The following is a 22,338-nucleotide window of genomic DNA, read 5'->3' as shown; positions in this document are numbered from 1 at the left end:
GGCGCTGAGCGGGGCCTCGGCCAGGCCACAGGCCCCGCTCAGGAGCGGGTAGGACTCACGTCGTACCCTGTGCGAATGTCTTTTTCCGCTCACCGGCCGGGTCGCTTCGGCTCCGACGGCCGTATCGAGTTCACGACGGACGACGATCGCGAGCCTCAATACCTCGACGACATCCTCGCCCAGCAGCGTGACGACGCCGACGCGTCGGCCGACGCCGTGACGCTCGACGACCCCACCGAGCCCTGGGGTGCACCGCCCGCCGGTGATGACGACACCGCTCCGTTCGAGTGGCCCGAGAACCTCGAGCCCGAGCCCGCCCCGGAGCCCGAGCCCGCCCCGGAGCCCGAGGCTTCCGCCGAGCCGCAGCCCGAGCCGGAGCCCGAGCCCGCCCCGGAGCCCGAGCCCGAGCGCGTGGTGCCCGAAGCCGCGCCGTTCCCCGCGCCCGTGGCATCCGATCCCCGTCCGCCCCGGCTGCGACGTGCCGACCCCCGGCGCCCCAGCCTGTCGCTCGTGCGGCGCCTGGCCGTGCTCGGCGGCGCCGACAACGACGTCCTCGACGAGGTGCCCGAAGAGGTGCCGCGCTTCGTTCAGATGTTCCTCGTGCTGGCCGGCACGGCGCTCGTCTCGGCGCTGTCGATGATGTTCGCGCTGCTCACGGGTGTGCGGATCAGCATCTTCCTGGCGATCCCGCTCGCGCTGGTGTGGGGCCTCATCATCTTCAACCTGGACCGCTTCCTGACATCCACGATGCGGTCGACGAAGAACATCTTCCGGCTGCTCGGTCTGGCCTTCCCCCGCATCATCATGGCGGCGCTCATCGGCATCGTCGTGGCCGAGCCGCTCGTGCTGCAGGTGTTCCAGAACGACATCAACCGCGAGGTGAATTCCACCAACGTCACGCAGGCGCTCACCGATCAGGATGCCGTGACGAACGGTCCCGAGAAGCAGGCCCTGGATGCCGCGAGCGCTCAGGTCGCGGCCCTCGAGAACCAGGCGGCCACCGGGATCGTGGCCGGAACCTCGTCGACGTCGGCCGAAGCCGCAGCCGCCCAGCAGACCGTCGATCAGCTGACGCAGCAGCTCGCCGCCCAGCAGGCCGTCATCGACCAGGCACGCGCGGTGTACCAGTGCGAATTGACCGGCCAGGGCGCCGGGGAGGTCGCCGGATGCACCGGGGTCGCCGGCGACGGTGCGAGCTCCGAGGCCGCGCAGGCGCAGCTCGCGCAGGCGCAGTCGTCGTACGACGCGCTCGCGGCGCAGCTGCAGCAGGCGCAGTCGTCGCTGGCCGCGGCCAACTCCGCCGGCGCCGACGCCGCCGCTGCGTCGGCCGACCAGAACAAGCAGCAGGCCGAGGACCAGCTTCCCGCGGCCCGCGCCCAGTACGAGGCGGCGCTCGCGGCCTACAACGAACGCGCCGCTTCCGTGGCCGACGGCAACGCGGGAGCGGTCGGTCTGCTGAGCCAGATCTCGGCGCTCGAGCGGCTGTCCGAGCGTGAGCCGACGCTCCGCTGGGCCCACTGGCTCATCGCGGCGCTGTTCTTCATGATCGAGCTGCTGCCGGTGCTCGTGAAGGTGCTCACCGGGTTCGGCGGCCCCTCGTTGTACGAGAAGGCCGAGCGCATGCGCGGTCAGATCGCGCTCGACCGGGTCACCGCCCGCACGTTCCGCAAGCGCGCCGACGTGATCGCCGACGAAGCCGCGCGCGTCCCGGCGAGCGCCTGATGGTCGCCTGGAGTGCGGGACTGCTGCTGTACCGGCGGCATCCCGCGCTCGAGGTGCTCATCGCGCACATGGGCGGACCGTTCTGGGCCCGCAAGGACTCCGGCGCATGGTCGATCCCGAAGGGCGAGTTCGAGCCGGGCGCCGAGGAGCCGCGCGACGCCGCCCGTCGCGAGTTCGTCGAGGAGCTCGGGCTCGAACCCCCGACGGGCGAGTGGGCCGAGCTCGGGACGTTCGCGGCGACCTCGAGCAAGAAGCTCGTCGTGTTCGCCGGCGACGGCACCGGGTTCGAGGCATCCGGATTCGTGTTCGGCGAGTTCGAGATGGAATGGCCGCCGCGGTCGGGTCGCACGGCCGCGTTCCCCGAGGTCGACCGGGCCGAGTGGACGGACCTGGATACCGCCCGCGAACGCCTCGTGAAGGGTCAGCGCCCCGTGCTCGACGCGCTGGAGCGCCTGCTCGCCTGAGGCTGCGCCGCCTCGCTGCCCCCGCCCCGAAACGCCGAGTGGCCAAGACACGCCGCATGCGGGTGGGGCGCAACGGCGTGTCTTGGACACTTGAGCGGGAGGGGCTTACGGGCGCAGCAGCACCTTGCCGACGCGCGGCGAGAAGCTCGCGGCGGCGGCGTTGCGAACGTCCTCGAGGGCGAAGGTCGCGGCGACGGGAAGGGTCACGGTGCCGTCGGCGAGGTAGCGGGACAGCTCGCCGAAGAGGGCGCCGCGGGTCTCGGCATCCATCGTCTTGCTGACGACGCTGCCCCAGAATCCCTTCACGGTCGCCTGGCGGAAGATGATGTCGCCCGCCGACAGCTCGAGCTTGGCGTCGCCCATCGAGCCGAAGATGACGAGCGTGCCGTTCTCGGAGAGCAGCGACAGCACATCGTTCGCTGCCGATCCGCCGACCGAGTCGACGCCGGCGACGACGCGTCCGCCGTCGATGATCGCGAGGGCCTTCTCGCGCCAGTCGCTGCTGTCGGTCGACACGACGTTCGTGATGCCCTGCTGCGCGAGCTCGTCGACGGCGCTCTGACGACGGACCAGACCCAGGACGTGGATGCCACGGGCCTTCGCGATCTGCGCGACCATGCGTCCCACGGCGCCGTTGGCGGTGTTCTGCACGAGCCAGTCGCCGGCCTGCAGGTCGAGCGAGTGCAGCAGGCTGATGGCGCTGAACGGCATGGAGACGAGCTGCGAGGCCATCTCGTCGGGGAGCGCGTCGGCGACGGGGATGAGACCCGCGGCGGGGGTGACGACGTACTCGGCCCACACGCCGAAGGTTCCGCCGGTGGCGACGCGCTGGCCGACCTCGAGCCCCTCGACGCCCTCGCCGAGCGCGTCGATGACGCCGACGGCCTCGGTTCCGGCGCGGGCGGGGAGTTCGGGCTTGAAGCCGTAGGTGCCGCGGATGGTCCACAGGTCGTGGTTGTGGATCGGCGACAGGAGGATGCGCAGCCGCACCTGGCCGGGGCCGGGCTCGGGGGTCTCGACCTCGGCGACGTCGAGGACGTCGGTCGGTTCGCCGAATCGGGGGTGCACGATCGCGCGCATGTCTCTCCTTGCGTGGTTATTTTGTAACGACCGGTCTAATATAGTCCTGGACCGGGAAGAAGGAAACCCATGGGCAGGATGCCGACGTTCGACCGCCGCGCCGTCGTCGACGCCGCTCGTGACGTGTTCTGGCAGCGCGGGTACGCCGAGGCGGGCATCACCGAGCTGGAGGAGGCCACCGGACTCACCCGTTCGAGCCTCTACAACGCGTTCGGCAGCAAGCGCGGGCTCTTCGACGCGGTGCTCGCGCAGTATCTCGACGACATCGTGCGCACGCGCCTCCGCCCCCTCGGCGGCGGCGACCCGAGCGCTCTCGAGGCGTACGTCGAAGACATGCGCGCCGCCATCGCGGCCGACAGCCCCCGTGCCCGTCTCGGCTGTCTGCTGCTGAACGCCGGATCGTCCCCGCTCGCGTCGGACGACGCCGACGTGCGCAGCCTGGTGTCGGGCTACGCCGCCGAGATGCGCGCCGCCATCCGCGCGGCCGTGGCCGACCGGCGGCCGGATCTCGCCCCGGATGCCGTGGACTCCCTGTCCGCGGTGTGCGCATCGCTCGTGGTGGCGGCGCTGACCCTCGCCCGCGCCGATCGGGACGCGGCTGTGGCCACGCTGGCATCCGTCCCGGCGACGCTGGAGTCCTGGGGGTAGGGCCTCAGCGCTCCGGCGCGAGCTCGCGGCGCCGTGCCGCCACGCCGGCGAGCGCGGCGGCGGCGGCGACCGCGACCACGAGCCACACGCCGCCGCGCAGGTCGAGGGCATCGCCGTCGATGCGCGGCGCCGACGCGAACGGCGAGACGTGGACGGCGGCATCCGAGAGTCCGAGCAACGGGCCGAACAATCCGACGACGGTCGCGACGCCGACGAGGGCCCACCCGACGGGCAGCGACAGTCGGGGCGCGATCACGACGACCAGCGTCGCGATGACCACGAGCGTCACGGCGGCGACCGCCTGCCCGGCCGCCGCCACCGCGGCATCCCGGATGAGGTCCGTCTTCGACGAATCGGTCGCGAGCTGGCCGGCGGTCGCCCCCGCCGTCGCGGCGGCGAGGCACGCGAGCACGGCCCCCACGGCCACGACCAGGTACGCCCCCACCCAGCGCACCGGGCCGACTCCCGCCGCGCGCACGGGTTCGGCGAGGCCGGCGGCCTCGTCCTGCCGCGCGCGAAGGACGGTCTGGATGCCGGCGCACGCGGCGAGCACCCCGGCCAGGGTGAAGAACACCTCGATGGCTCCCTGCGCGAGCGACCCCTGAGACGCGAGGGACTGCAGCAGGGCCTGCACCGAGGGGATCGTGTCGCCGATCTGTGAGATCGCCGCGGCGAGGCGCGTCGACATCACGCCGACGATCGCTCCGCCCACCGCCCACCCGAGGAGGGATCCTCGGGCCTCGCGCCAGACGAGTCCGATCGGCCCAGAGAGGGCGACGCTCGCGACGGCTCGCCCGCGGCGTGCGGGCAGGAGTGAGCCGCCCACGTCCCGCGCGCCCGAGAGGACGAACGCGAGCACGAGGGTGACGACGATCAGTCCGGCGAACGGGACCAGTGTGCCCGCCGCATCCGAGTCGTACGGGCGCGTGTTCTCGGCCCACCCGAACGGCGACACCCACGCCAGGGGCGCACTCGTCATCCGTCGCAGGTCCGCGCTGGGCGTTCCGAGGGCGTTGCCGAGCCCGCACGCGAGGTAGGTGAGCAGCACGGCCCAAACGCCGATCGCGTTCGCCGTCCGCGCGGATGCCGCCAGCTGCGCGGCGACGAGTCCGACGCCGAGGAAAGCGATGCCCGTCAGCGCCGAAGCGGCGCCCATCAGGACGCTCCCGGTCGGGGGGAACCCGATCGCGACGTACGTCAGTATCACGAGCGCGCCGAGGACGGCGTTGGCCAGGATGCCGTGCACCACCGTCGCGGCCAGTGGAACGGTCCGCGCCGCGGGGGTGGCGGCGATGAGCTCGGCGCGCCCGGAATCCTCGTCGCCGCGGGTGTGCCGCACGGCGAGGAACGTGCTCATGAGCGCGGCCAGCAGCGCGACGAACGGGAGGATGAGGAACGCGGTGAACGCTGCTTCGTCCGTCCCCGACGGCAGGCCGCGGAAGAGCAGCACCACCGGATTCGCCACGGCCGTCGCGAGCAGCGTCGCGCGGTCGGTCTCGGTCGGGAACGTCCCCCGCACCCCCGTGACCGCCGAGGCGGCGAGCAGCAGGGCGCCGACGATCCAGATCGTCAGCTGCACGGCATCCCGTCGCCATCGCGCCCGCAGGACGGGCCCGAAGCCGCTCACGGCTGCGTTCCGTAGTGCCGGAGGAACAGTTCCTCGAGCGAGGCCGGTTCGATCCGGAGCGACGTGACGCGCGCGGCGCCGAGCGCGGGGAGGAGGGATGCCACCTCGGCGGTGTCGACGGTGAGGTGCACGCGCCCGTCGCGGCGTTCGACCTCGTGCGCGCCGGGGAGCACGGGGAGGTCGCCGCCGGGGTCGGCGAACGAGACCTGGGTGCGGGTGAGGTGCCGGAGGTCGTCGAGGGTGCCGTCGTCGACGATGCGACCGGCGCGGATGATGCTCACTCGGTCGCACACCTGCTCGACCTCGGACAGGATGTGGCTGGACAGCAGCACGGCCGCACCGCGGTCGCGGGCGCGTCGCACCTCGCGCTGGAAGACGACCTCCATGAGCGGGTCGAGGCCGCTCGTCGGCTCGTCGAGCACGAGCAGATCGGCCGGGACGGACAACGCCGCGACCAGCGCCACCTTCTGCCGGTTGCCCTTCGAATACGAGCGGCCCTTCTTGCGCGGATCGAGTTCGAACGCCTCGAGGAGCCGCGCACGCTCCGCGCGATACGCGACGGTCCGCCCGCCCCCGCGGAGGCGCGCGAGCAGGTCGATCGCCTCCCCGCCCGAGAGGCCGGGCCACAGGTTCACGTCGCCCGGGACGTAGGCGATCCGCCGGTGCAGCCGCGCCGCGTCGCGCCACGGATCGGCGCCGAACACCGCGGCCGTCCCCCCGGTGGACCGCGCGAGCCCGAGGAGGATGCGGATCGTCGTCGACTTCCCGGCGCCGTTCGGGCCGAGGAAGCCGTGGATCTCGCCCGGCCCGACCTCGAGGTCGAGGCCGTCGAGGGCATTCGTGCGACCGTAGGACTTGCGCAGCCCCACCGTGCGGATCACCGCGTCCATGTGGCGGAGATTACGCCCCGCGGCGTACCGTTGCCACCCTTCCGTTCCACCCCTGGAGGATCCCCATGACGGTCGCCCCGGCACAGTCCCGCATCGTCCTGGTCGCGGGCGCGCGCACCCCGATCGGCTCCTTCGGCGGCGCGCTGTCGAGCGTCGACGCGCACGAACTCGGCGCCGTCGCCGTCTCAGCCGCCCTCGAGCGCGCGGGCGTGCCGAAGGATGCCGTGGACGAAGTCGTCATGGGCTGCATCGCGCAGAACGGACCCGACGCGTACAACGCCCGCCGCGTCGCGCTCGCCGCGGGGCTGCCGACCCGGGTCCCTGCCTTCACCGTGAACCGCCTGTGCGGGTCGGGGCTCCAGGCCATCTGGTCGGGCGCTCAGGAGCTCCGCTGGGGCGGCGTCGACGTCGTCGTCGCGGGCGGCGACGAGAGCATGTCGCGCACGCCGTTCCTCGACTACGGCGCGCGCGGCAACGCCCGGCTCGGCGACCGGACGCTCCTCGACGGCACGCTCGCGATCCTCACCGACCCGTTCAGCGGCCGGCACATGGGCACGACCGCCGAGACCGTGGCATCCCGGTACTCCGTCTCCCGGGCCGAGCAGGATGCCTTCGCCGTCGAGAGTCAGCGCAGGGCCGCCCTGGATGCCAGCCGTGCGGCGTTCGCGGAGGAGATCGTGCCCGTGACCACCGGCGGCAAGCGACCGATCGAGGTGTCGGTCGACGAGCACCCGCGTCCCGGCACGACGCTCGAGGTGCTCGCCGGGCTGCGTCCCGCGTTCGCCGCAGAGGGGTCCGTCACGGCCGGCAACTCCTCGGGGATCAACGACGGCGCCGCCGCGACCGTCCTCATGCGGGAGGAGGACGTGCGCGAGCGCGGGCTCACCGGCCTCGCCACCCTCGAAGCCGTGACGACCGCGGGTGTCGACCCCGAGATCATGGGGTACGCCCCCGTCCTCGCGCTGCAACGGCTCTGGGAGCGGACCGGGCTGACGCCGGCCGACGTCGACGTCGTCGAGCTGAACGAGGCGTTCGCGGCGCAGGCCGTCGCCGTGATCCGCGACGCCGGCCTCGACCCCGAGAGGGTCAACCCGTACGGCGGCGCGATCGCGCTCGGGCACCCGGTCGGGGCGACGGGCGCGATCCTGACCGTCCGCGCCGCCCTCGACCTGCAACGCCGCGACCTCGAGTACGCCGTGGTGACGATGTGCATCGGCGGCGGACAGGCGCTGGCCGCGCTGCTGCGGCGCTTCTAGCCGCGTGAGTCGCCAGGAATTGTCGCCTCGGGCCGTCTCCGAGCGACAAGTCCTGGCATCTCACGCGAAAGGCAACGGCCCCCACCCGAAAGGGTGAGGGCCGTTGCCGGGGCGGAGGGTCAGACCGTGCGGCGCTTGCGCAGAGCGAAGGCCAGACCACCGGCGACCAGCAGGAACGCGCCGCCGAGGGCGAGGCCCCACGGAACCTCGGTACCCGTCGTGGCCAGTGCTCCCTGCGACCCGGCGCCCGCGCTCGACGACGGCGCAGGGACCGGCGTTTCGGTCGGCGTCGCGGTCGGGGTCGGCGTCGGGGTGGGCGTCGGCGTGGGGCCGGTGCCCTCGTCGACCGGCTGCGTGCCCTTCAGGTACGCACGGCCGAGCGGCGACGGTGCGACCGTGCCCTTCGCGGCGAAGAACTCCGCCGTGGCCTGCAGGTCGATCTGGCCCGAGTCGGCCTTGCCCGTGCCCTGCGCGAAGGTGAAGAAGTTGTCTCCGCCCGCCGCGAGGAACGAGTTGGTCACGACGCGGTAGGTCGCGGCCGGGTCGATCGGCGTACCGTTCAGCGCGATGGCGCCGATGCGCGAACCCTTCGCCGCCGTCGGGTCGTACTCGAAGGTGAAGCCCTTCGACACACCGAGCGCGAGCACCGGACGCGACGCCTCCGCGGGCTGCCACTGCTCCTCGAGCACCGACTTCAGCTGCGCACCCGTGAGCGAAAGCGTCACGAGCGTGTTGCCGAACGGCTGCACGTTCGCCGCCTCGCGGTACGAGACCGAGCCGTCGTCGGTGCCGTACAGCAGGTCGGCGCGCAGTCCGCCGGGGTTCATGAACGCGATCTGCGCGTCCTCACCGTTGAACGAGGGGTTCTCGCTCGCGGCCCACAGGTACACGTCGGCGACGGTGTTGCCGAGCGTCGAGTAGGCGCCGCGGTCCTCGCCGCCCGAACCGTTGACGGCGCGCTTGATGTCGGTCGTGATCGTGCCGACCTCGACCTGACCCTTGACGTCGGCGGTTGCCTTGGCATCCGCCACGATCTTCGCGACCTGCGTCTGCGGGTACGCGACCCACTGGGAGACGGTCGAGTCGTACAGCGCACGCACGCCCGGCGTGATCGAGACGAGCTTTCCGGCTCCGTCGAGGTCGATGTCGAGCGTGCCGAGGTTCGTGCCGTACTGGCCGGTCTGGATGACGGAGCGTCCGCCGATCTCGCACGCGTACTTCTGGTGCGTGTGCGCCGAGACGATGGCATCCACGTCGCTCGAGGCGTTGCGGACGAGGTCGCCGAAGTCTCCCGACTCCGTGGCGATCTTCGTGCAGTCGGTGCCCTCCGAACCCTCGTGGGCGAGGAGGATGACGATGTCGGCGCCGGCCGCCCGGGCGTTCTTCGCCTCGCGGTTGGCCGCCTCGACCTGGTCGCCGAACTCGATCGACGTGATCTTCGACGGGTCGACCATTCCGGCCGTCTGCTCCGTGACGGTGCCGACGAAAGCGACCTTCGTGCCGTTGACGTCCTTGATCGTGTACGGCTTCAGGGCGGGGGTCTTCGTGCCCTTCTCGTACACGTTGGCGCCGAGTGCGAAGTCGCTGAACTGGTCGGCATCCGGGTCGCCCTCGTACTCGGGGATGACACGGTCGGTCAGATCGGCGAAGCCGCGGTCGAACTCGTGGTTGCCGACCGTGCTGACGTCGAGCGTCGCGGCCGTGAGGGCCTTGATCGTCGGGGTGTCCTGGTCGATGAACGACTCGAACGCGCTCGCACCGATGTTGTCGCCGGCCGAGACGAACAGCGTGTTCGGGTTCTGCTGGCGGTACTTCTCGACCGCACCGGCGAGCACGCCCGCGCCCGCCACGCCGCCGGACTCCTGCAGCAGGCGCCCGTGGAAGTCGTTGATCGTCAGGATCTGCAGGTCAGGGGTCTTCGGCTGCGTCGGACGCACCTCGAAGACGGTGGTCGAGCCCGAGACCTCGTTGCCGGTGATCAGCAGCGGGATGCCGGTGGGCGAACGCAGCGCCGAGACGAACGTGATGCCCTCCGGGCCGAGGTCGCCCGCGGCGACCGTCTTGACGTCGGCGGAGGCGTCGCGGTTGTTCACGTACGTGACGTACGTCGCGTTGGTCGGCTCGGTGATGTCGTAGACCATCACGCCGCCGGCCCGCTCGAGGCCGATGAAGGCGTAGGTGCGGCCGTCGACCACGCCGATGGCCACGCCCTCGGGCTCGGGGCCCTTGTCATCGCTGCGGTCGTCGACGGTGTTGTTGTCGTTCGAGACGTTGAACAGCTCGGGGGCGACCTCCTTGAGCTTCTGCTCGAAGTCGTCGCCGGAGTCGAAGACGAGCGCGCCCTTGGTGTCCCAGATCGAGAACGAGCGGCCGCCGTAGGCATAGAGCTCGCTGTAGCAGCCGTCGGCGGTCGTGCCGAGGTCGGTGACGACCTTGAGGCGTCCGAGGTCGGCATCCGCCGAGCGACCCGCGAGCGGCGAGGTCTCGCAGATCGGGGCCAGGTCCTTCTTGCCGAGGTCCTTGATGCGGGCCTCGTCGATGAACGAGCCCCACTCGCGGCCGTCGCCCTCGTTCGCGGTGACGAGGTAGGTCGTGGCCTTGCCGGCGACGCTCGCCGAGTACGACGCGATGCCGTCGGGCATGTACAGGCCCTTCAGGCCGGCGACGCTGCGGATGTTGATCCCGCCGTCCTTGTCGCTGGTGTCCAGCGCGCTCGCGCCCCAGTCCTTGTAGCCGAGGGGGAGGATGCCGGTGACCTCGGCCTTGGTCAGGTCGACCGTCGCGATGGCGTTGGCCTCCTGCAGCGCGACATACGCGACCGTCCCGTCGACGGTGATGTACTCGGGTTCGAGGTTGCGCGAGACGCGGTTGGCCGACAGGGGCGTGGAGCCCTGGTCGGGCGCGGCGACGTCGGGGCCGAACACGCGCACCTTCGGGTCGAGCGTCTTCGAACCGCCCTGCTCGAACGCGCGGAACCCGGCGGTCTTGACGGCGGTCTGCGCCGGAGCCGAGACAGTGGATGCCAGCGTGACGACGCTCACCGAACCCTCGGGGTCGACGGTGAAGGCGTCGTTCGGCTCGCCCTCGTTGGCGACGACGGCGTAGGTGCCGTCCTTGGAGAACGTGACCATGTCGGGCAGTGCTCCGACCGTGACCTCGCCGAGGGTGGCGCTCGCCGCGTCGTCCTTATTGGCGTCGAAGAACACGAGGTGGCCGGCGGAGGTCTTGTCCTCCGCCTCGAAGGCCACGACGCCCAGGCCGTCGTCGCGCACCGCCACCGAGTTCGCCACGCCGTCCGAGGCGATCTCGAACAGCTTCGTCGGGTTCTTCGGGTCGCTGTTGTCGAGCACCGTCACGGTGCCTGCCTGTGCGTTGACGACGAACAGGCGGTCGCGGTACGCCTGCACGATCTCCGCGGCGGACTCCTTGTACACGTTCGTGTCGTAGGAGCCCACCGGGGTGAGGCCGATGGCCGCGCCGGGCGCGCTGTCGGAGACGGGCGTGGGGACGATGGCGGCGGAAGCCGCCGTCGCGCTCGTGAGGGCGAGCGCGCACACCGCCGCGGTCGTCGCGGTGAACGCAGCGGCGCGGCGAAGGAACGACGAAGGCATGGCTGTGTCCTCGGGTGTCGGGAGAGGATCCGTGCGGGGGCGCGGATCCCCGCCACTCTGTCGATCGGCGGTGACGGTCCGGTGAACGGGGTGGGAAGACACGGGGTGCTGTGTCGCCGATCTCACCTGGCGATCCGTCCCCCCGCGCACGGGGCTAACCTTGCGGCGTGACCGATTCGCCCGCCGGAGCCCACCCCGATGAACCGCACCGCCAGGGACTCGCCCAGCGCTTGAACTGGCTGCGCGCCGGCGTGCTCGGCGCGAACGACGGCATCGTGTCGACCGCCGCCGTGGTCGTCGGTGTCGCGGGGGCGACGAGCGAGGTCGGACCCGTGCTCATCGCCGGGTTGGCCGCTCTCGTCGGTGGCGCGATCTCCATGGCGCTGGGGGAGTACGTCTCGGTGTCCAGCCAGCGCGACAGCGAGCACGCGCTCATTCAGAAGGAGCGGCGCGAGCTCGCGGAGGACCCCGAGGCGGAGCTCGCCGAACTCGTCGGGCTGTACGAGGCGCAGGGGCTCAGCCGCGACACCGCGACGCGCGTGGCGACCGAGCTCACCGCATCCGACGCCCTCAAGGCCCACCTCGCCGTCGAGCTCAACATCGACGCCGACGACGTGGTCAGCCCGTGGGCGGCGGCACTCGCCTCGGCCGTGGCGTTCACGGTCGGCGCGATCCTGCCGATGCTGACGATCCTGCTCGCGCCGGTCGAGGTGCGCGTGCCGCTCACCTTCGTCGCGGTGCTCATCGCGCTCGCCGTCACCGGGTATCTCGCGGCGTGGATCGGGGGCGCGCGCCGCGGTCGCGCGATCCTGCGGACCGTGATCGGCGGTGCGCTCGCGCTCGGCGCGACGTACGCGGTGGGTGCGTTGTTCGGGGTCGCGGCGGGCTGATTCTTCGGCATCCTAGTAATTACAAGGACGTCCAACTAAAATCGCTCTCGCGACGACGACGTCGCCGAAATGGAGAGCCGCATGGACGCCACCCCTGCCCCCGCGCTCGACGCTCTGACCGCTGACGACCGCGCCGCCATCCTCGACGCCGTCCGCGAGTTCGCCGCGACCGAGCTGACCCCCCACGCCCTGGAGTGGGATGCCGCGAAGCACTTCCCGCGCGACGTCCTGCGTCGCGCCGGTGAGCTGGGCCTCGGGGGCATGTGCGTCCGCGAGGAGTCCGGCGGCGCCGGCTTCCCTCGCCGTTTCGCCGTCGAGATCTTCGAGGAGCTCGCCGCGGGCGACCCGACGGTCACCGCGTACCTGACGATCCACAACATGGTCGCGTGGATGATCGACGCGTACGGCGACGACGCCCAGCGCGAGCGGTGGCTCCCGGGGCTCACCGCCATGGAGCAGCTCGGCGCCTACTGCCTCACCGAGCCGGGCGCCGGATCGGATGCCGCGGCGATCACCACCTCGGCCATCCGGCACGGCGACACGTTCGTGCTCACGGGCGTCAAGCAGTTCATCTCGGGTGCCGGCGAGGCATCCGTCTATGTCGTCATGGCACGGACGGGCGAGCCCGGGGCGCGGGGGATCAGTGCATTCCTCGTTCCGGCGGACGCTGCGGGACTGTCGTTCGGGCCGAACGAGAAGAAGATGGGCTGGAACGCCCAGCCCACGCGGCAGGTCGTGCTCGACGAGGTGCGCGTGCCTGCCGAGAACCTGCTCGGCGGCGAGGGCCGCGGTTTCGGGATCGCGATGGCGGCGCTCAACGGCGGTCGCCTCAACATCGCCGCGTGCTCGCTCGGCGGGGCGCGCTGGGCCATGGAACGCGCGGTCGCGTACGTACATGAGCGCTTCACGTTCGGCGAACCGCTCGCCGAGAAGCAGTCGGTCGTGTTCGCCGTCGCCGACATGGCCACCGAGCTGGAGGCGGCGCGGCTCCTCGTGCACTCGGCGGCGGAGCACCTGGATGCCAAAGCCCCCGACGCCGCGACCCGCTGCGCCATGGCCAAGCGTTTCGCGACCGACGTCGGCTTCCGCGTCGCGAACGAGGCGCTGCAGCTGCACGGCGGCTACGGGTACCTGCAGGAGTACGGCATCGAGAAGGTCGTGCGCGACCTGCGCGTCCACCAGATCCTCGAGGGCACGAACGAGATCATGCGGCTCATCGTCGGGCGGAGCGTGCTGGCGGCCTGAGGCCCGGAACCCCCTCGGCGATGTCGGGGACGCGTGCGACGATGCTGGAAGGACACCACGAGGGGAGCGGCATGGCCGATCACGCCGTCGAGTACGAGACGATCCGGGTCGAGCAGCGCGGGCGGGTGGGGTGGATCACCCTCGACCGGCCCGAGGCGCTCAACGCGCTGAACACGCGGTCCATGACCGAGGTCGTGGCCGCGGCGACGGCGTTCGACGACGCCCCCGACGTCGGGGCGATCGTGGTCACGGGCTCCGAGAAAGCGTTCGCCGCGGGGGCCGACATCAAAGAGATGGAGAGCAAGTCCGGGCTCGAGATGTCGCTCTCCGACCATTTCGGGGCGTGGGGCCGCTTCGCCGCGGTGCGGACGCCCGTGATAGCCGCGGTGTCGGGGTACGCCCTCGGCGGCGGGTGCGAGCTCGCCCTCATGTGCGACATCATCCTGGCCTCCGATCGCGCGAAGTTCGGGCAGCCCGAGATCCAGCTCGGGGTCATCCCCGGCATGGGCGGCACGCAGCGCCTCGTGCGGGCGCTCGGGTACTACAAAGCCGCCGAGCTGGTGCTCACCGGACGCATGATCGACGCGGCCGAGGCCGAGCGGGTAGGACTCGTCTCACGCGTGGTGCCCGCCGCCGACCTCCTCGACGAGGCGGATGCCGTGGCCCGGACGATCGCCGAGAAGCCCCTTCCCGCGCTGTACGCGGCGAAGGCGGCGCTCGATGTCGCACTCGAGTCGACGCTCGCCGAAGGGCTCCGATTCGAGCGGCAGGCGTTCTTCGCGCTGTTCGACACCGCCGACCAGAAAGAGGGCATGGCGGCGTTCCGCGAGAAGCGGCCGCCGAACTTCACGAACCGCTGAGTCGCGTCACAGCGGCTCGGGCGTCGGCGACGGGTCGGCGAAGTCGCCTGCGGCCTTGCGGAATCGGGCGATGATCCGCACGAGTTCGGTCGCGTCGTCGGCGGCGAGCCCCGGGTCGCGGAAGACGGCGTTCAGCGCGTCCGTGGCGTCGTCGACGCGACGGCGGCCGGCCTCCGTCAGCACGAGCAGTGCGGCGCGCCCGTCGGTCGGGTGGGGTTCGCGCGACAGCAGACCGTCGCGAGCGAGACGTTCGACCGTGTTCGTGACGCTGGTGGGGTGAACCTGGAGTCGGGCGATGGCGCTGGCCATCGGCATCCGTCCCTCCCGGGTGAATGCCAGCAGCCGCAGCATTTCGAAGCGCGAGAACGACAGGTCCAGCGGCTTGAGAGCGTGCTCGATGGATGCCGTGAGCAACTGGTGGGCGCGGATCACCGACGTCACCACGGTCATGCCATCGGCGGCGTCGTCCCAGCCGTGCGCGATCCACTGGCGCTTGGCTTCGGCGATCGGGTCGACCGGTAGGCGTCTCGGCATCCGTCCTCCTCCCGCCTCACCGTACCGGGCTTACCATCCTGCGGGTCGTCGACCAAGCGCGTGGTGCGCGCGGTCGAAGGACAGCCGGTTTCGGTATCGTCGGGAGGTCAGTCCTCGCTCCGGCCCGAAGAAGTTGATGGCGTCCACACCCCGCACCCCGCAGCGCGGGTCGTCGCGCCTCTTCGGCGCGCTGACTCCCGCGCAATGGCTCGGCTCCGTGCTGCTGCTGGGCTTCGCGGCGCTCGTGCTGGCGGTCTTCATCGTGCTGATCGCACGGGTGCTCGTGTCGCTCGGGCCCGTCCGGGGCTTCCTCGACGTCTACCCCGGGTCGTCCGAGCTGCCCGCGGCGGCGCCCGTCGGCATCCCGGCGTGGCTCGGTTGGCAGCATTTCCTCAACAGCCTGTTCCTGCTGCTCGTCATCCGCTCGGGGCTGCAGTTCCGTCGTCAGAAGCGACCGGATGCCTTCTGGTCGCCGCGGGGCAACAAGCGGCGCCGCATCAGCCTGGCGCTGTGGTTCCACCAGGCGATCGACGTGCTCTGGATCGCCAACGGCGTGATCTACATCGTGCTGCTGTTCGCGACGGGGCAGTGGACGCGGGTCGTGCCGACATCGTGGGACGTGTTCCCGAACGCGGTGTCCGCGGCGCTGCAGTACGCCGCGCTCGACTGGCCGACCGAGAACGGCTGGGTCAACTACAACAGCCTGCAGCAGCTGTCGTACTTCGCGATCACGTTCGTCGCCGCCCCCCTCGCGATCGTCACGGGCGTGCGGCTGTCGGGGGTCTGGCCGAAGGACGCCGCGCGCCTGAACCGCGCGTTCCCCGCGGAGTGGGCGCGTCGCATCCACTTCCCGGTGATGCTGTTCTTCGTCGCGTTCATCGCCGTGCACGTGTTCCTCGTGCTCGCCACGGGGGCGCTGCGCAACCTCAATCACATGTACGCGGCCCGTGGCTCGGTCGACCCCGACGCCTTCGCCGCCGACCCGACCGGGCTGCTGCTGTTCGCGGCATCCCTGCTGGTGATGGCGGCCGCGTGGATCGCCGCGCGCCCGAGCCTGCTCATTCCGGTGGCGCGCCTCTTCGGCGACGTGAAGCAGCGCTGACGCGGGTCTGCCCGCGCCCGGCGCCGTGCCCGCGCCGCCGCCGTGCTGCCCGCCGAGCGCCCGGCGTCGGGCTGCCCGCCGAGCGCCCGGCGTCGGGCTGCCCGCCGAGCGCCCGGCGCCGGGCTGCCCGCCGAGCGCCCGGCGCAGTGTCCGCCGCCGTGTCCGCCCGAGCCCGGCGCCGCGCCCGCTGAGCCCCGCGGGCGTCGAGATCACACGATCCGGTCGAACGCACACGCTGCGGTTGTCCCGAACGTGTGCTCTCGGCCGGATCGTGTGCGCTCGGTCAGATCACGTGAAATGGCGCAGGATGCCGCGGCCTACGCCGGGCTGCCGCCGCGGTCCCAACGGCCGCGGTCCCGCCTCTCGGGCCGTCGCGACCGTGCCGTCCCATGTTCGGGCCGCGACCCGACGCCCGCTGCCCGCCGAGCGCTCGGTGCCGCGCCCGCCGAGCCCCGCTGCCGCCGAGCGCACACGATCCGGTCGAACGCACACGCTGCGGTCGTCCCCAACGTGTGCTCTCGGCCGGATTGTGCGCGCTCGGCCAGATCACGTGAAATGGCGCAGGATGCCGCGGCCTACGCCGGACGCCGCGGCCTACGCCGGACGCGCCGCGGCCTACGTCGGGCGCGAGGCGGACGCGTGCAGCCCGCGGTGGATGAGGTCGACGCCGAAGGCGAAGTCGGCATCGGAGACAGGGGTCGCGCCCGGGGCGACGACACCGACGCTGTCGTACTGCAGTCGCTGCTGCTCGTGCCACACGTGCCCCAGGACGAAGTGCAGCAGCGTCGTCCCCGCGCGGGTCGCGACGTCGGGCGAAAATCCCTCGGCGGCCACCGCGGCGGTCAGGCGGTCGAGTGCCGCGGGCGAGCCGAGGCCGAGCGCGAGGGTGCTGGAGACCACCTCGGCGCCATCGCGGTAGGCGAGCAGGGCGTCGCGCAGCGCGCGTGCTTCGGCGACCACCCCCGACCCGTGCAGGAGGGATGCCGCTCCCCCGACGATCCGGTCGGAGAGCTCGGCGAGCAGCGACTGCTTGTTCGGGAAGTGCCAGTAGAGCGCGCTCGGTTGCACGTCGAGCCGCGTCGCGAGCCGACGCATGGTGAGGTCGGCGAGGCCGTCGTCGTCGAGGATGCGCAGGGCGGTCCGCGCGACGTCGTCGGCGGAGTGGCCGCGGCCGCGTGCGGGAGGAGTCACGGTTCTGACTATAGTGAACACCGTTCAGGTGAACGCTGTTCAGGTAAGGATCGACATGACCGCTCGCACTCCGGATGCCACCGACCTCGCACGCGTGGCCGTCTTCGCCGCACTGATCGCGGTGCTCGGCCTGCCCGGCGGATTCTCGCTCTTCGGCGGCGTGCCCATCACCGCGCAGACGCTCGGCGTCATGCTCGCGGGTGCGATCCTCGGTCCGTGGCTCGGTGCGCTGTCGGTGACGGTCCTGCTCGTTCTGGTCGCCGTCGGGCTGCCGCTCCTTGCCGGCGGGCGCGGCGGCTTCGCGGTGTTCCTCGGCCCGTCGGCGGGGTACGCGATCGGGTGGATCCTCGGCGCGATCGTCATCGGCCTCATCGTGCACGCCGGCAATCGACGCCCCGTGTGGTGGCGCACGGCGATCGCGATGGTCGCGGGAGGGATCGTGGCGATCTACGCGCTCGGCATCCCGGTCCAGAGTCTCGTGACGCGTCTGCCGCTCGCCGAGACCGCGCTGACGAGCCTCGTGTTCGTCCCGGGAGACCTCATCAAGGCGGCGATCGCGACGATCGTGGTGACGCTGCTGGTGCGGTCGTATCCGCGCGGCTTCCGCCGCCAGTGGCGGGCGCCCGCCGCGGAACCGGCCACCGTCTCCGCGTGATCGCGGTCGTCGACGGCGACCGGCCCGACCTGCTTGCGCACCTGGCCGAGCTGCGGACCGCGGGTGCCGTACCGCTCGTGACCGATCCGCGGTGGTCGGCCGAGCAGCTCGCGGCCGTTCGGCGGACGGCCGGGCGGGCCGAGGTGCCCGACGACACGGCGTGGGCGGCGCTCACCTCCGGCAGCAGCGGCGCGCCGCGGATCGTGCTGCGGTCTGCCGCCTCCTGGGCGGAATCCTTCGCCGCGGTCGCCGGGTTCCTCGGCGCCGGTCCGGGCGCCGTCGTCGCGCTCCCCGCCCCGCCCGCCGCGTCCATCACGCTGTTCTCGCTGGCTCACGCCCTCGCGGGCGGTCCGCGCCCCGCCCGCGACGACTTCTCGGACGCGACCTGCTTCCACGGCACGCCCGAGGCTCTGCACGCGCTCCTCGATCGCGGAGCCCCGCCCGCCCTGCGCACCGCGCTCGTGGGCGGATCGCACCTCGGCCCGGCACTGCGCGCCCGCGCCGAGTCCGCCGGCATCCGGGTCGTGTCGTACTACGGGGCCGCGGAACTCTCGTTCGTCGCGGTCGACGAGGGAGACGGACTGCGCGCGTTCCCCGGCGTCGACGTCGAGGTGCGCGACGGTGAGGTGTGGGTGCGGTCGGGGTTCGTGGCATCCGGGTATCTGGGCGACGGAGGACCCCTGCGACGGGACGGCGCGTGGGCGAGCGTCGGCGACCGCGCGGAGGTGCGCGACGGCCGCCTCGTCCTGCGCGGGCGCGCCGATGACGCGATCCTCACCGCGTCGGCGACCGTCATCCCCGACGAGGTGGAGCGCGCGCTGCGATCGATCCCCGGTGTGCGCGACGCGGTCGTCTTCGGGATGCCGCATCCCGGGGTCGGAGCCCTCGTCGCCGCGTTCGTCGAGTTGGACGACTCCTCCGTCGGCGGCGTGCCGACGAGCGGTACTGTCCCGGAGCCGCTGCGCGCCGCGGTCGCGCGCGGGCTCGGACCCGCGCATCGACCCCGTCGCTGGGTGACGGGTGCGCTGCCGCGCACGCCGTCTGGAAAGCCCGCCCGCGCCGACGCGGTGCGTCTCGCGACCGAGATCCTCGACCGAGGGACCCGTCATGCCTGATCCGGTGATCGTCGCCGCCCGGCGTACGCCCCTCGCGCTGCGCGGACGGGCGCTCGCCGGTGCCGACGTCGGGGTGCTCGGGGGTGCGGTCGTGGCCGCGGTCGTCGCCGATGCCGGTCTCGCGCACGGCGGTGCCATCGCCGACGTGGTGCTCGGCAACTGCGTGGGGCCGGGCGGCAACCCCGGACGCATCGCCGCGCTCGCCGCCGGGCTCGGACCCGCGGTGCCCGGCGGCACGGTCGACCGCCAGTGCGGCAGCGGGCTGGCGGCGATCCTGGATGCCGCGGCGTCCGTCCGCGCCGACGGGAGGCCGCGCGTGGCCGGGGGAGTCGAGAGCGCATCCACGGCGCCCGAGCGTTCGCGCGACGGCGTCGCCTACACGCGTGCGCCGTTCACCCCGCCCGGCTTCGCCGACCCCGACATGCTCCGCGCGGCGGAGGACCTCGCCGCCCGCGACGGGATCGACCGCGCGCGCCAGGACGCGCACGCGGCCCGCAGCCACCTCCGCGCCGCGGCCGCGGTCGCGGCCGGACGCTTCGACGCCGAGATCGTGGCGATCGGCGCCGCGCGCCGCGACGACGCGATCGCACCGAACGCGGCCGTGCGGGAACGGCTGCCCGCACTGTTCGCCGGGGGCACGGTCACCGCCGGGACGTCGACCCGCATCGGCGACGGCGCCGCCGCGGTCGTCGTGGCCGCGGCCGGGCCCGGACTCGCGATCCGCGCGGGCGCCGTGGTGGGGGTCGATCCGGCGCTCCCGGGCATCGGTGCCGCGCCGGCGATCGAGGCCGTCCTGGCTGCGGCGGGGGCCTCGATCCACGACATCGCCGCGATCGAGCTCGTCGAGGCGTTCGCCGCCCAGAGCATCGCTGTGCTCTCGCGGCTGGGGATCGCCGACGACGACCCGCGCGTGTGCGCGGACGGCGGGGCCCTGGCGCTCGGCCACCCGTGGGGAGCGAGCGGCGCCGTCGCGGTGGTGCGCCTGTTCTCGCGCCTGGTGCGCGGCGGGGCGCCGGCGGGGACGATGGGTGTCGCCGCGGCATCCATCGGCGGGGGTATGGGGGTCGCCGCGCTCGTGGAGGTGGTCCGATGACCGGAGTGCTCCGCTGCCGCGACCTGACCGTGCGGCTCGATGGACGCGCCGTGCTGAGCGGGGTCGATCTCGACCTGGACGCTCGCACCATCGCGGTGATCGGTGACAACGGGTCGGGCAAGTCGACGTTCGCGCGGGTCGTCGCCGGTCTCGTCCGTCGAGACGCCGGCGACGTCGAGGTTCTGGGCCTCGACCCCGACCGGGATGCCGCGGATCTCCGGCGTCGCGTCGCCCTGGTGCTCAGCAACCCCGACGCGCAGATCGTGATGCCGGTGGTCGGCGACGACGTCGGATTCTCGCTGCGCGCGGAGCGTCTGCCCAGAGCGGAGCGTGCCGAGCGGGTGGCGCGCGCCCTCGATCGGTTCGGGCTCACCGAGCTCGCCGAGCGGCCGGCGCACGACCTCTCCGGCGGGCAGAAGCAGCTGCTGGCCCTGTGCGGGGCGTTCGTCCGCGCCCCCGACCTCGTCGTCGCCGACGAGCCCACGGCGTACCTCGACGCGCGCAACGCGCGCCGCGTCGCGGACCACCTCCTCGCCGACACCGGCCACGCGCTCCTCCTCGTGACGCACGACCTCGCCCTCGCGCGGCGCTGCGACGCCGCCGTGCTGTTCGCCGACGGTGTGGTGAGCGCCGCGGGTGCGGCATCCGACGTCGTCGACGCCTACGAACGGGCCCTGCGGTGCTGACCCTGTACCGCCCCGGTGACGGGCTCCTGCACCGGATGCCGGCGGGCCCCAAGATGCTGCTGCTCGCGGTCGTCGCGGTCGGGCTGGCGGCGCTGCCGACCGCCGCGTGGGTGGCGGCCGTCTGCGGGGTGGCCGTGCTCCTCGCTTACGTCGTGTCGGGCATCGGCGTGCGCGAGCTGGGGCGGCAGGCATGGGGGCTCCGCTGGATCCTCGCGATCACCGTGATCGGCCAGCTCGTCTTCCTCGGCCCCGAACCCGCCCTGGCGAACACGGCGCGCGTCGCGGCGGCGCTCCTCGTCGCCGCCCTGCTCCCGCTCACCACCCGCGTGGACGACATGCTCGACGCTCTCGAACGCGGCCTCGGGCCGCTCCGGAGGATCGGGGTGGATGCCGAGCGCGCCGCGCTCCTGCTGGCGGTGACGATCACGACGATCCCCGTCCTCGCGCGACTGGCCGCCGAGGTGCGCGAGGCGCAGCGCGCCCGGGGTGCCCGCCCGTCGCTGCGCGCGGGGATCATCCCGTTCGTCGTGCTGTCGCTCCGCCACGCCGACCAGCTGGGCGAGGCGCTCGCGGCCCGCGGCGTCCGCTGAGCGCGGGGTCCTGTGTCCCGTGCGCCACGGCTGCGAAGCGCGCCACGGCCACGAGGCGCGACCGTGTCCACGAGGCGCGACCATGTCCCACTTCGGGTCGTTCAGAGGCCCTCTCGCCAGCAACTACTGGGACGCAGGCCGCCACAAGTGGGACGAGGGTGCGCTGCGCCGCTGACTGCCGAGGCTCTCCAATCGCGAGGCCGCGCGCCGCCGCTGAGAACCATGTCCCACTTCTTGTCGCTCAGCGGCCGCCTGAACAGCCAGTACTGGGACATGCGCCGCCACAAGTGGGACGAGGGGACGCCACCGCTCAGCCGGCGGAGTCGCCGGCCGCGCGGCCCGCGGCGAACCCGGCGGCATACGCCTCGTCGGACCCGAGGGCGAACATGTCGCGCTCCGCGGGGCGCACGATCGAGCGGGCGCCGGGGAGGTCGAGGTCGCCCACCAGGTCGGCACGGCCGCGCACGATCGCGACGGGCAAACGCGCCGCCTTGCCTTTTACGAGGTCGGTGGCCGCCGCCAGTTCGTCGGCGACGCACGGCAGGGTCACGACGAGGGGGCGGCCCTCGGCATCCGTCGTTCCGCGCAGATCTTCGAACACGTGCACGCCCGCGGCGCCGATCGCGTGGTCGGTCTGGCCCTCGCGCCAGGCGCGGCCGAGCGTGTCGGTGATGAGCACGCCGACGTGCGCGCCGGTGGCGAGGCGGAGCCCGGAGGCGATCGCGCGCGCCGACGCGTCGGGATCCTCGGGCAGCAGCAGCACCGTGCCCTCGGGGGTGTTGCTGGCGTCGACTCCGGCCGCGGCCGCCACGATGCCGAGGCGGTTCTCGACGATGCGGGTCACGTGTCCGGCGGGGGAGGTGCGGGATGCCACGAGCCGCACGGTCTCGCGCGTGATCGCGTCTTCGCGGTCGTCGGCGCGGAGGATGCGGCCCTCGGCCTTGGACACGATCTTGCTGGTGACGACGACGATGTCGCCGTCGCGCAGGGTGTCTCCGGCGGCATCCGCGATCACCTCGACCAGGTCTGCGCCCGGCGAGATCTCACCGATGCCGGCGAGGGCCCAGATCTGCAGCACG

20 protein-coding genes are annotated in these 22,338 nt (G+C 72.7%); 13 read left to right on the top strand and 7 right to left on the bottom strand.

Features of this window, described 5'->3' with window-relative positions; all coding sequences use genetic code 11:
• Positions 1–75: 75 nt before the first annotated feature.
• Together QM517_RS09135 and QM517_RS09130 are read left to right on the top strand one after the other, a co-directional pair.
• Complete coding sequence (locus QM517_RS09135) at positions 76–1,722, top strand: DUF4407 domain-containing protein (RefSeq protein WP_283286843.1); 1,647 nt, start codon at positions 76–78, stop codon at positions 1,720–1,722.
• The gene (locus QM517_RS09130; RefSeq protein WP_283286841.1) at positions 1,722–2,186 is read left to right on the top strand and encodes an NUDIX domain-containing protein; all 465 of its coding nucleotides are present in this window, start codon (positions 1,722–1,724) and stop codon (positions 2,184–2,186) included. Before QM517_RS09135 ends, QM517_RS09130 begins: the two co-directional genes overlap by 1 nt.
• A 105-nt stretch (positions 2,187–2,291) precedes the next feature.
• Here the strand turns inward: QM517_RS09130 and QM517_RS09125 are convergent, their stop codons facing one another.
• Positions 2,292–3,266: a zinc-binding dehydrogenase gene (locus QM517_RS09125; RefSeq protein ID WP_283286838.1), complete on the bottom strand. Its 975-nt coding sequence runs from the start codon at positions 3,264–3,266 to the stop codon at positions 2,292–2,294.
• A 69-nt stretch (positions 3,267–3,335) separates the two neighbouring features.
• On the opposite strand from QM517_RS09125, the gene QM517_RS09120 reads away from it, so the two are divergent.
• Positions 3,336–3,914, top strand: a complete 579-nt coding sequence (locus tag QM517_RS09120) for a TetR/AcrR family transcriptional regulator (RefSeq protein ID WP_283286835.1) — start codon at positions 3,336–3,338, stop codon at positions 3,912–3,914.
• A gap of 4 nt (positions 3,915–3,918) precedes the next feature.
• Here QM517_RS09120 and QM517_RS09115 read toward each other — a convergent pair whose 3' ends face one another.
• Both QM517_RS09115 and QM517_RS09110 read right to left on the bottom strand, forming a co-directional pair.
• Positions 3,919–5,541: an ABC transporter permease gene (locus QM517_RS09115; RefSeq protein ID WP_283286833.1), complete on the bottom strand. Its 1,623-nt coding sequence runs from the start codon at positions 5,539–5,541 to the stop codon at positions 3,919–3,921.
• Positions 5,538–6,431 (bottom strand): ABC transporter ATP-binding protein, encoded by an 894-nt coding sequence (locus QM517_RS09110; protein WP_283286830.1) that lies wholly within the window; start codon positions 6,429–6,431, stop codon positions 5,538–5,540. The genes QM517_RS09115 and QM517_RS09110 overlap by 4 nt, the downstream gene beginning before the upstream one ends.
• Before the next feature lie 65 nt (positions 6,432–6,496).
• Here QM517_RS09110 and QM517_RS09105 point away from each other — a divergent pair, with 65 nt between their 5' ends.
• Positions 6,497–7,687: a thiolase family protein gene (locus QM517_RS09105; RefSeq protein WP_283286827.1), complete on the top strand. Its 1,191-nt coding sequence runs from the start codon at positions 6,497–6,499 to the stop codon at positions 7,685–7,687.
• A gap of 119 nt (positions 7,688–7,806) precedes the next feature.
• Here QM517_RS09105 and QM517_RS09100 read toward each other — a convergent pair whose 3' ends face one another.
• Positions 7,807–11,298 carry a choice-of-anchor I family protein gene (locus QM517_RS09100; protein ID WP_283286825.1) on the bottom strand — a complete coding sequence of 1,164 codons (3,492 nt, stop codon included), beginning with the start codon at positions 11,296–11,298 and terminating at the stop codon, positions 7,807–7,809.
• Between the two features lie 167 nt (positions 11,299–11,465).
• Here QM517_RS09100 and QM517_RS09095 point away from each other — a divergent pair, with 167 nt between their 5' ends.
• From QM517_RS09095 to QM517_RS09085, 3 genes are all read left to right on the top strand, one after another.
• Positions 11,466–12,188: a VIT1/CCC1 transporter family protein gene (locus QM517_RS09095; protein ID WP_077049769.1), complete on the top strand. Its 723-nt coding sequence runs from the start codon at positions 11,466–11,468 to the stop codon at positions 12,186–12,188.
• Between the two features lie 81 nt (positions 12,189–12,269).
• Positions 12,270–13,433 carry an acyl-CoA dehydrogenase family protein gene (locus QM517_RS09090; protein WP_283286821.1) on the top strand — a complete coding sequence of 388 codons (1,164 nt, stop codon included), beginning with the start codon at positions 12,270–12,272 and terminating at the stop codon, positions 13,431–13,433.
• 71 nt (positions 13,434–13,504) lie between these two features.
• On the top strand, positions 13,505–14,293 hold the full coding sequence (locus QM517_RS09085; protein ID WP_283286819.1) for an enoyl-CoA hydratase-related protein: 789 nt from the start codon (positions 13,505–13,507) through the stop codon (positions 14,291–14,293).
• Between the two features lie 6 nt (positions 14,294–14,299).
• Here QM517_RS09085 and QM517_RS09080 read toward each other — a convergent pair whose 3' ends face one another.
• The gene (locus QM517_RS09080) at positions 14,300–14,827 is read right to left on the bottom strand and encodes a MarR family winged helix-turn-helix transcriptional regulator (protein WP_283286818.1); all 528 of its coding nucleotides are present in this window, start codon (positions 14,825–14,827) and stop codon (positions 14,300–14,302) included.
• Positions 14,828–14,963: 136 nt separating this feature from the next.
• Here QM517_RS09080 and QM517_RS09075 point away from each other — a divergent pair, with 136 nt between their 5' ends.
• Entirely contained in the window at positions 14,964–15,929 is a 966-nt protein-coding gene (locus QM517_RS09075) for a cytochrome b/b6 domain-containing protein (RefSeq protein WP_283286816.1), read from the top strand.
• Positions 15,930–16,544: 615 nt separating this feature from the next.
• Here QM517_RS09075 and QM517_RS09070 read toward each other — a convergent pair.
• Complete coding sequence (locus QM517_RS09070; protein WP_283286812.1) at positions 16,545–17,120, bottom strand: TetR/AcrR family transcriptional regulator C-terminal domain-containing protein; 576 nt, start codon at positions 17,118–17,120, stop codon at positions 16,545–16,547.
• A 55-nt stretch (positions 17,121–17,175) separates the two neighbouring features.
• Between QM517_RS09070 and QM517_RS09065 the strand changes: the two genes are divergently transcribed.
• Genes QM517_RS09065 through QM517_RS09045 form a run of 5 tightly spaced genes read left to right on the top strand, consistent with a single transcriptional unit; the run spans position 17,176 to position 21,259 of the window.
• Positions 17,176–17,775, top strand: coding sequence for a biotin transporter BioY (locus QM517_RS09065; protein WP_077049764.1), 600 nt, complete (start codon positions 17,176–17,178; stop codon positions 17,773–17,775).
• On the top strand, positions 17,772–18,890 hold the full coding sequence (locus QM517_RS09060) for a class I adenylate-forming enzyme family protein (protein ID WP_283286807.1): 1,119 nt from the start codon (positions 17,772–17,774) through the stop codon (positions 18,888–18,890). The genes QM517_RS09065 and QM517_RS09060 overlap by 4 nt, the downstream gene beginning before the upstream one ends.
• Positions 18,883–19,983, top strand: coding sequence for a thiolase family protein (locus tag QM517_RS09055; protein ID WP_283286804.1), 1,101 nt, complete (start codon positions 18,883–18,885; stop codon positions 19,981–19,983). The genes QM517_RS09060 and QM517_RS09055 overlap by 8 nt, the downstream gene beginning before the upstream one ends.
• Positions 19,980–20,669: an energy-coupling factor ABC transporter ATP-binding protein gene (locus tag QM517_RS09050; protein ID WP_283286802.1), complete on the top strand. Its 690-nt coding sequence runs from the start codon at positions 19,980–19,982 to the stop codon at positions 20,667–20,669. Before QM517_RS09055 ends, QM517_RS09050 begins: the two co-directional genes overlap by 4 nt.
• Positions 20,663–21,259, top strand: a complete 597-nt coding sequence (locus tag QM517_RS09045) for an energy-coupling factor transporter transmembrane component T family protein (protein ID WP_283286799.1) — start codon at positions 20,663–20,665, stop codon at positions 21,257–21,259. Before QM517_RS09050 ends, QM517_RS09045 begins: the two co-directional genes overlap by 7 nt.
• Before the next feature lie 310 nt (positions 21,260–21,569).
• Here the strand turns inward: QM517_RS09045 and cofE are convergent, their stop codons facing one another.
• Positions 21,570–22,337, bottom strand: coding sequence for a coenzyme F420-0:L-glutamate ligase (cofE, locus tag QM517_RS09040; protein WP_283286798.1), 768 nt, complete (start codon positions 22,335–22,337; stop codon positions 21,570–21,572).
• Position 22,338 lies beyond the last annotated feature (1 nt).

This window comes from Microbacterium sp. IEGM 1404 (assembly GCF_030056775.1).
Lineage (GTDB): Bacteria > Actinomycetota > Actinomycetes > Actinomycetales > Microbacteriaceae > Microbacterium.
This window is presented reverse-complemented; position numbering and strand designations above follow the sequence as displayed.

What these genes read in the sequence shown, in the direction of transcription:
- QM517_RS09135 (WP_283286843.1), top strand. Translation starts at nt 76, where the DNA reads ATGTCTTTTTCCGCTCACCGGCCGGGTCGCTTCGGCTCCGACGGCCGT.
- QM517_RS09130 (WP_283286841.1), top strand. Translation starts at nt 1,722, where the DNA reads ATGGTCGCCTGGAGTGCGGGACTGCTGCTGTACCGGCGGCATCCCGCG.
- QM517_RS09125 (WP_283286838.1), bottom strand. Translation starts at nt 3,266, where the DNA reads ATGCGCGCGATCGTGCACCCCCGATTCGGCGAACCGACCGACGTCCTC.
- QM517_RS09120 (WP_283286835.1), top strand. Translation starts at nt 3,336, where the DNA reads ATGGGCAGGATGCCGACGTTCGACCGCCGCGCCGTCGTCGACGCCGCT.
- QM517_RS09110 (WP_283286830.1), bottom strand. Translation starts at nt 6,431, where the DNA reads ATGGACGCGGTGATCCGCACGGTGGGGCTGCGCAAGTCCTACGGTCGC.
- QM517_RS09105 (WP_283286827.1), top strand. Translation starts at nt 6,497, where the DNA reads ATGACGGTCGCCCCGGCACAGTCCCGCATCGTCCTGGTCGCGGGCGCG.
- QM517_RS09100 (WP_283286825.1), bottom strand. Translation starts at nt 11,298, where the DNA reads ATGCCTTCGTCGTTCCTTCGCCGCGCCGCTGCGTTCACCGCGACGACC.
- QM517_RS09090 (WP_283286821.1), top strand. Translation starts at nt 12,270, where the DNA reads ATGGACGCCACCCCTGCCCCCGCGCTCGACGCTCTGACCGCTGACGAC.
- QM517_RS09085 (WP_283286819.1), top strand. Translation starts at nt 13,505, where the DNA reads ATGGCCGATCACGCCGTCGAGTACGAGACGATCCGGGTCGAGCAGCGC.
- QM517_RS09080 (WP_283286818.1), bottom strand. Translation starts at nt 14,827, where the DNA reads ATGCCGAGACGCCTACCGGTCGACCCGATCGCCGAAGCCAAGCGCCAG.
- QM517_RS09075 (WP_283286816.1), top strand. Translation starts at nt 14,964, where the DNA reads ATGGCGTCCACACCCCGCACCCCGCAGCGCGGGTCGTCGCGCCTCTTC.
- QM517_RS09065 (WP_077049764.1), top strand. Translation starts at nt 17,176, where the DNA reads ATGACCGCTCGCACTCCGGATGCCACCGACCTCGCACGCGTGGCCGTC.
- QM517_RS09055 (WP_283286804.1), top strand. Translation starts at nt 18,883, where the DNA reads ATGCCTGATCCGGTGATCGTCGCCGCCCGGCGTACGCCCCTCGCGCTG.
- QM517_RS09050 (WP_283286802.1), top strand. Translation starts at nt 19,980, where the DNA reads ATGACCGGAGTGCTCCGCTGCCGCGACCTGACCGTGCGGCTCGATGGA.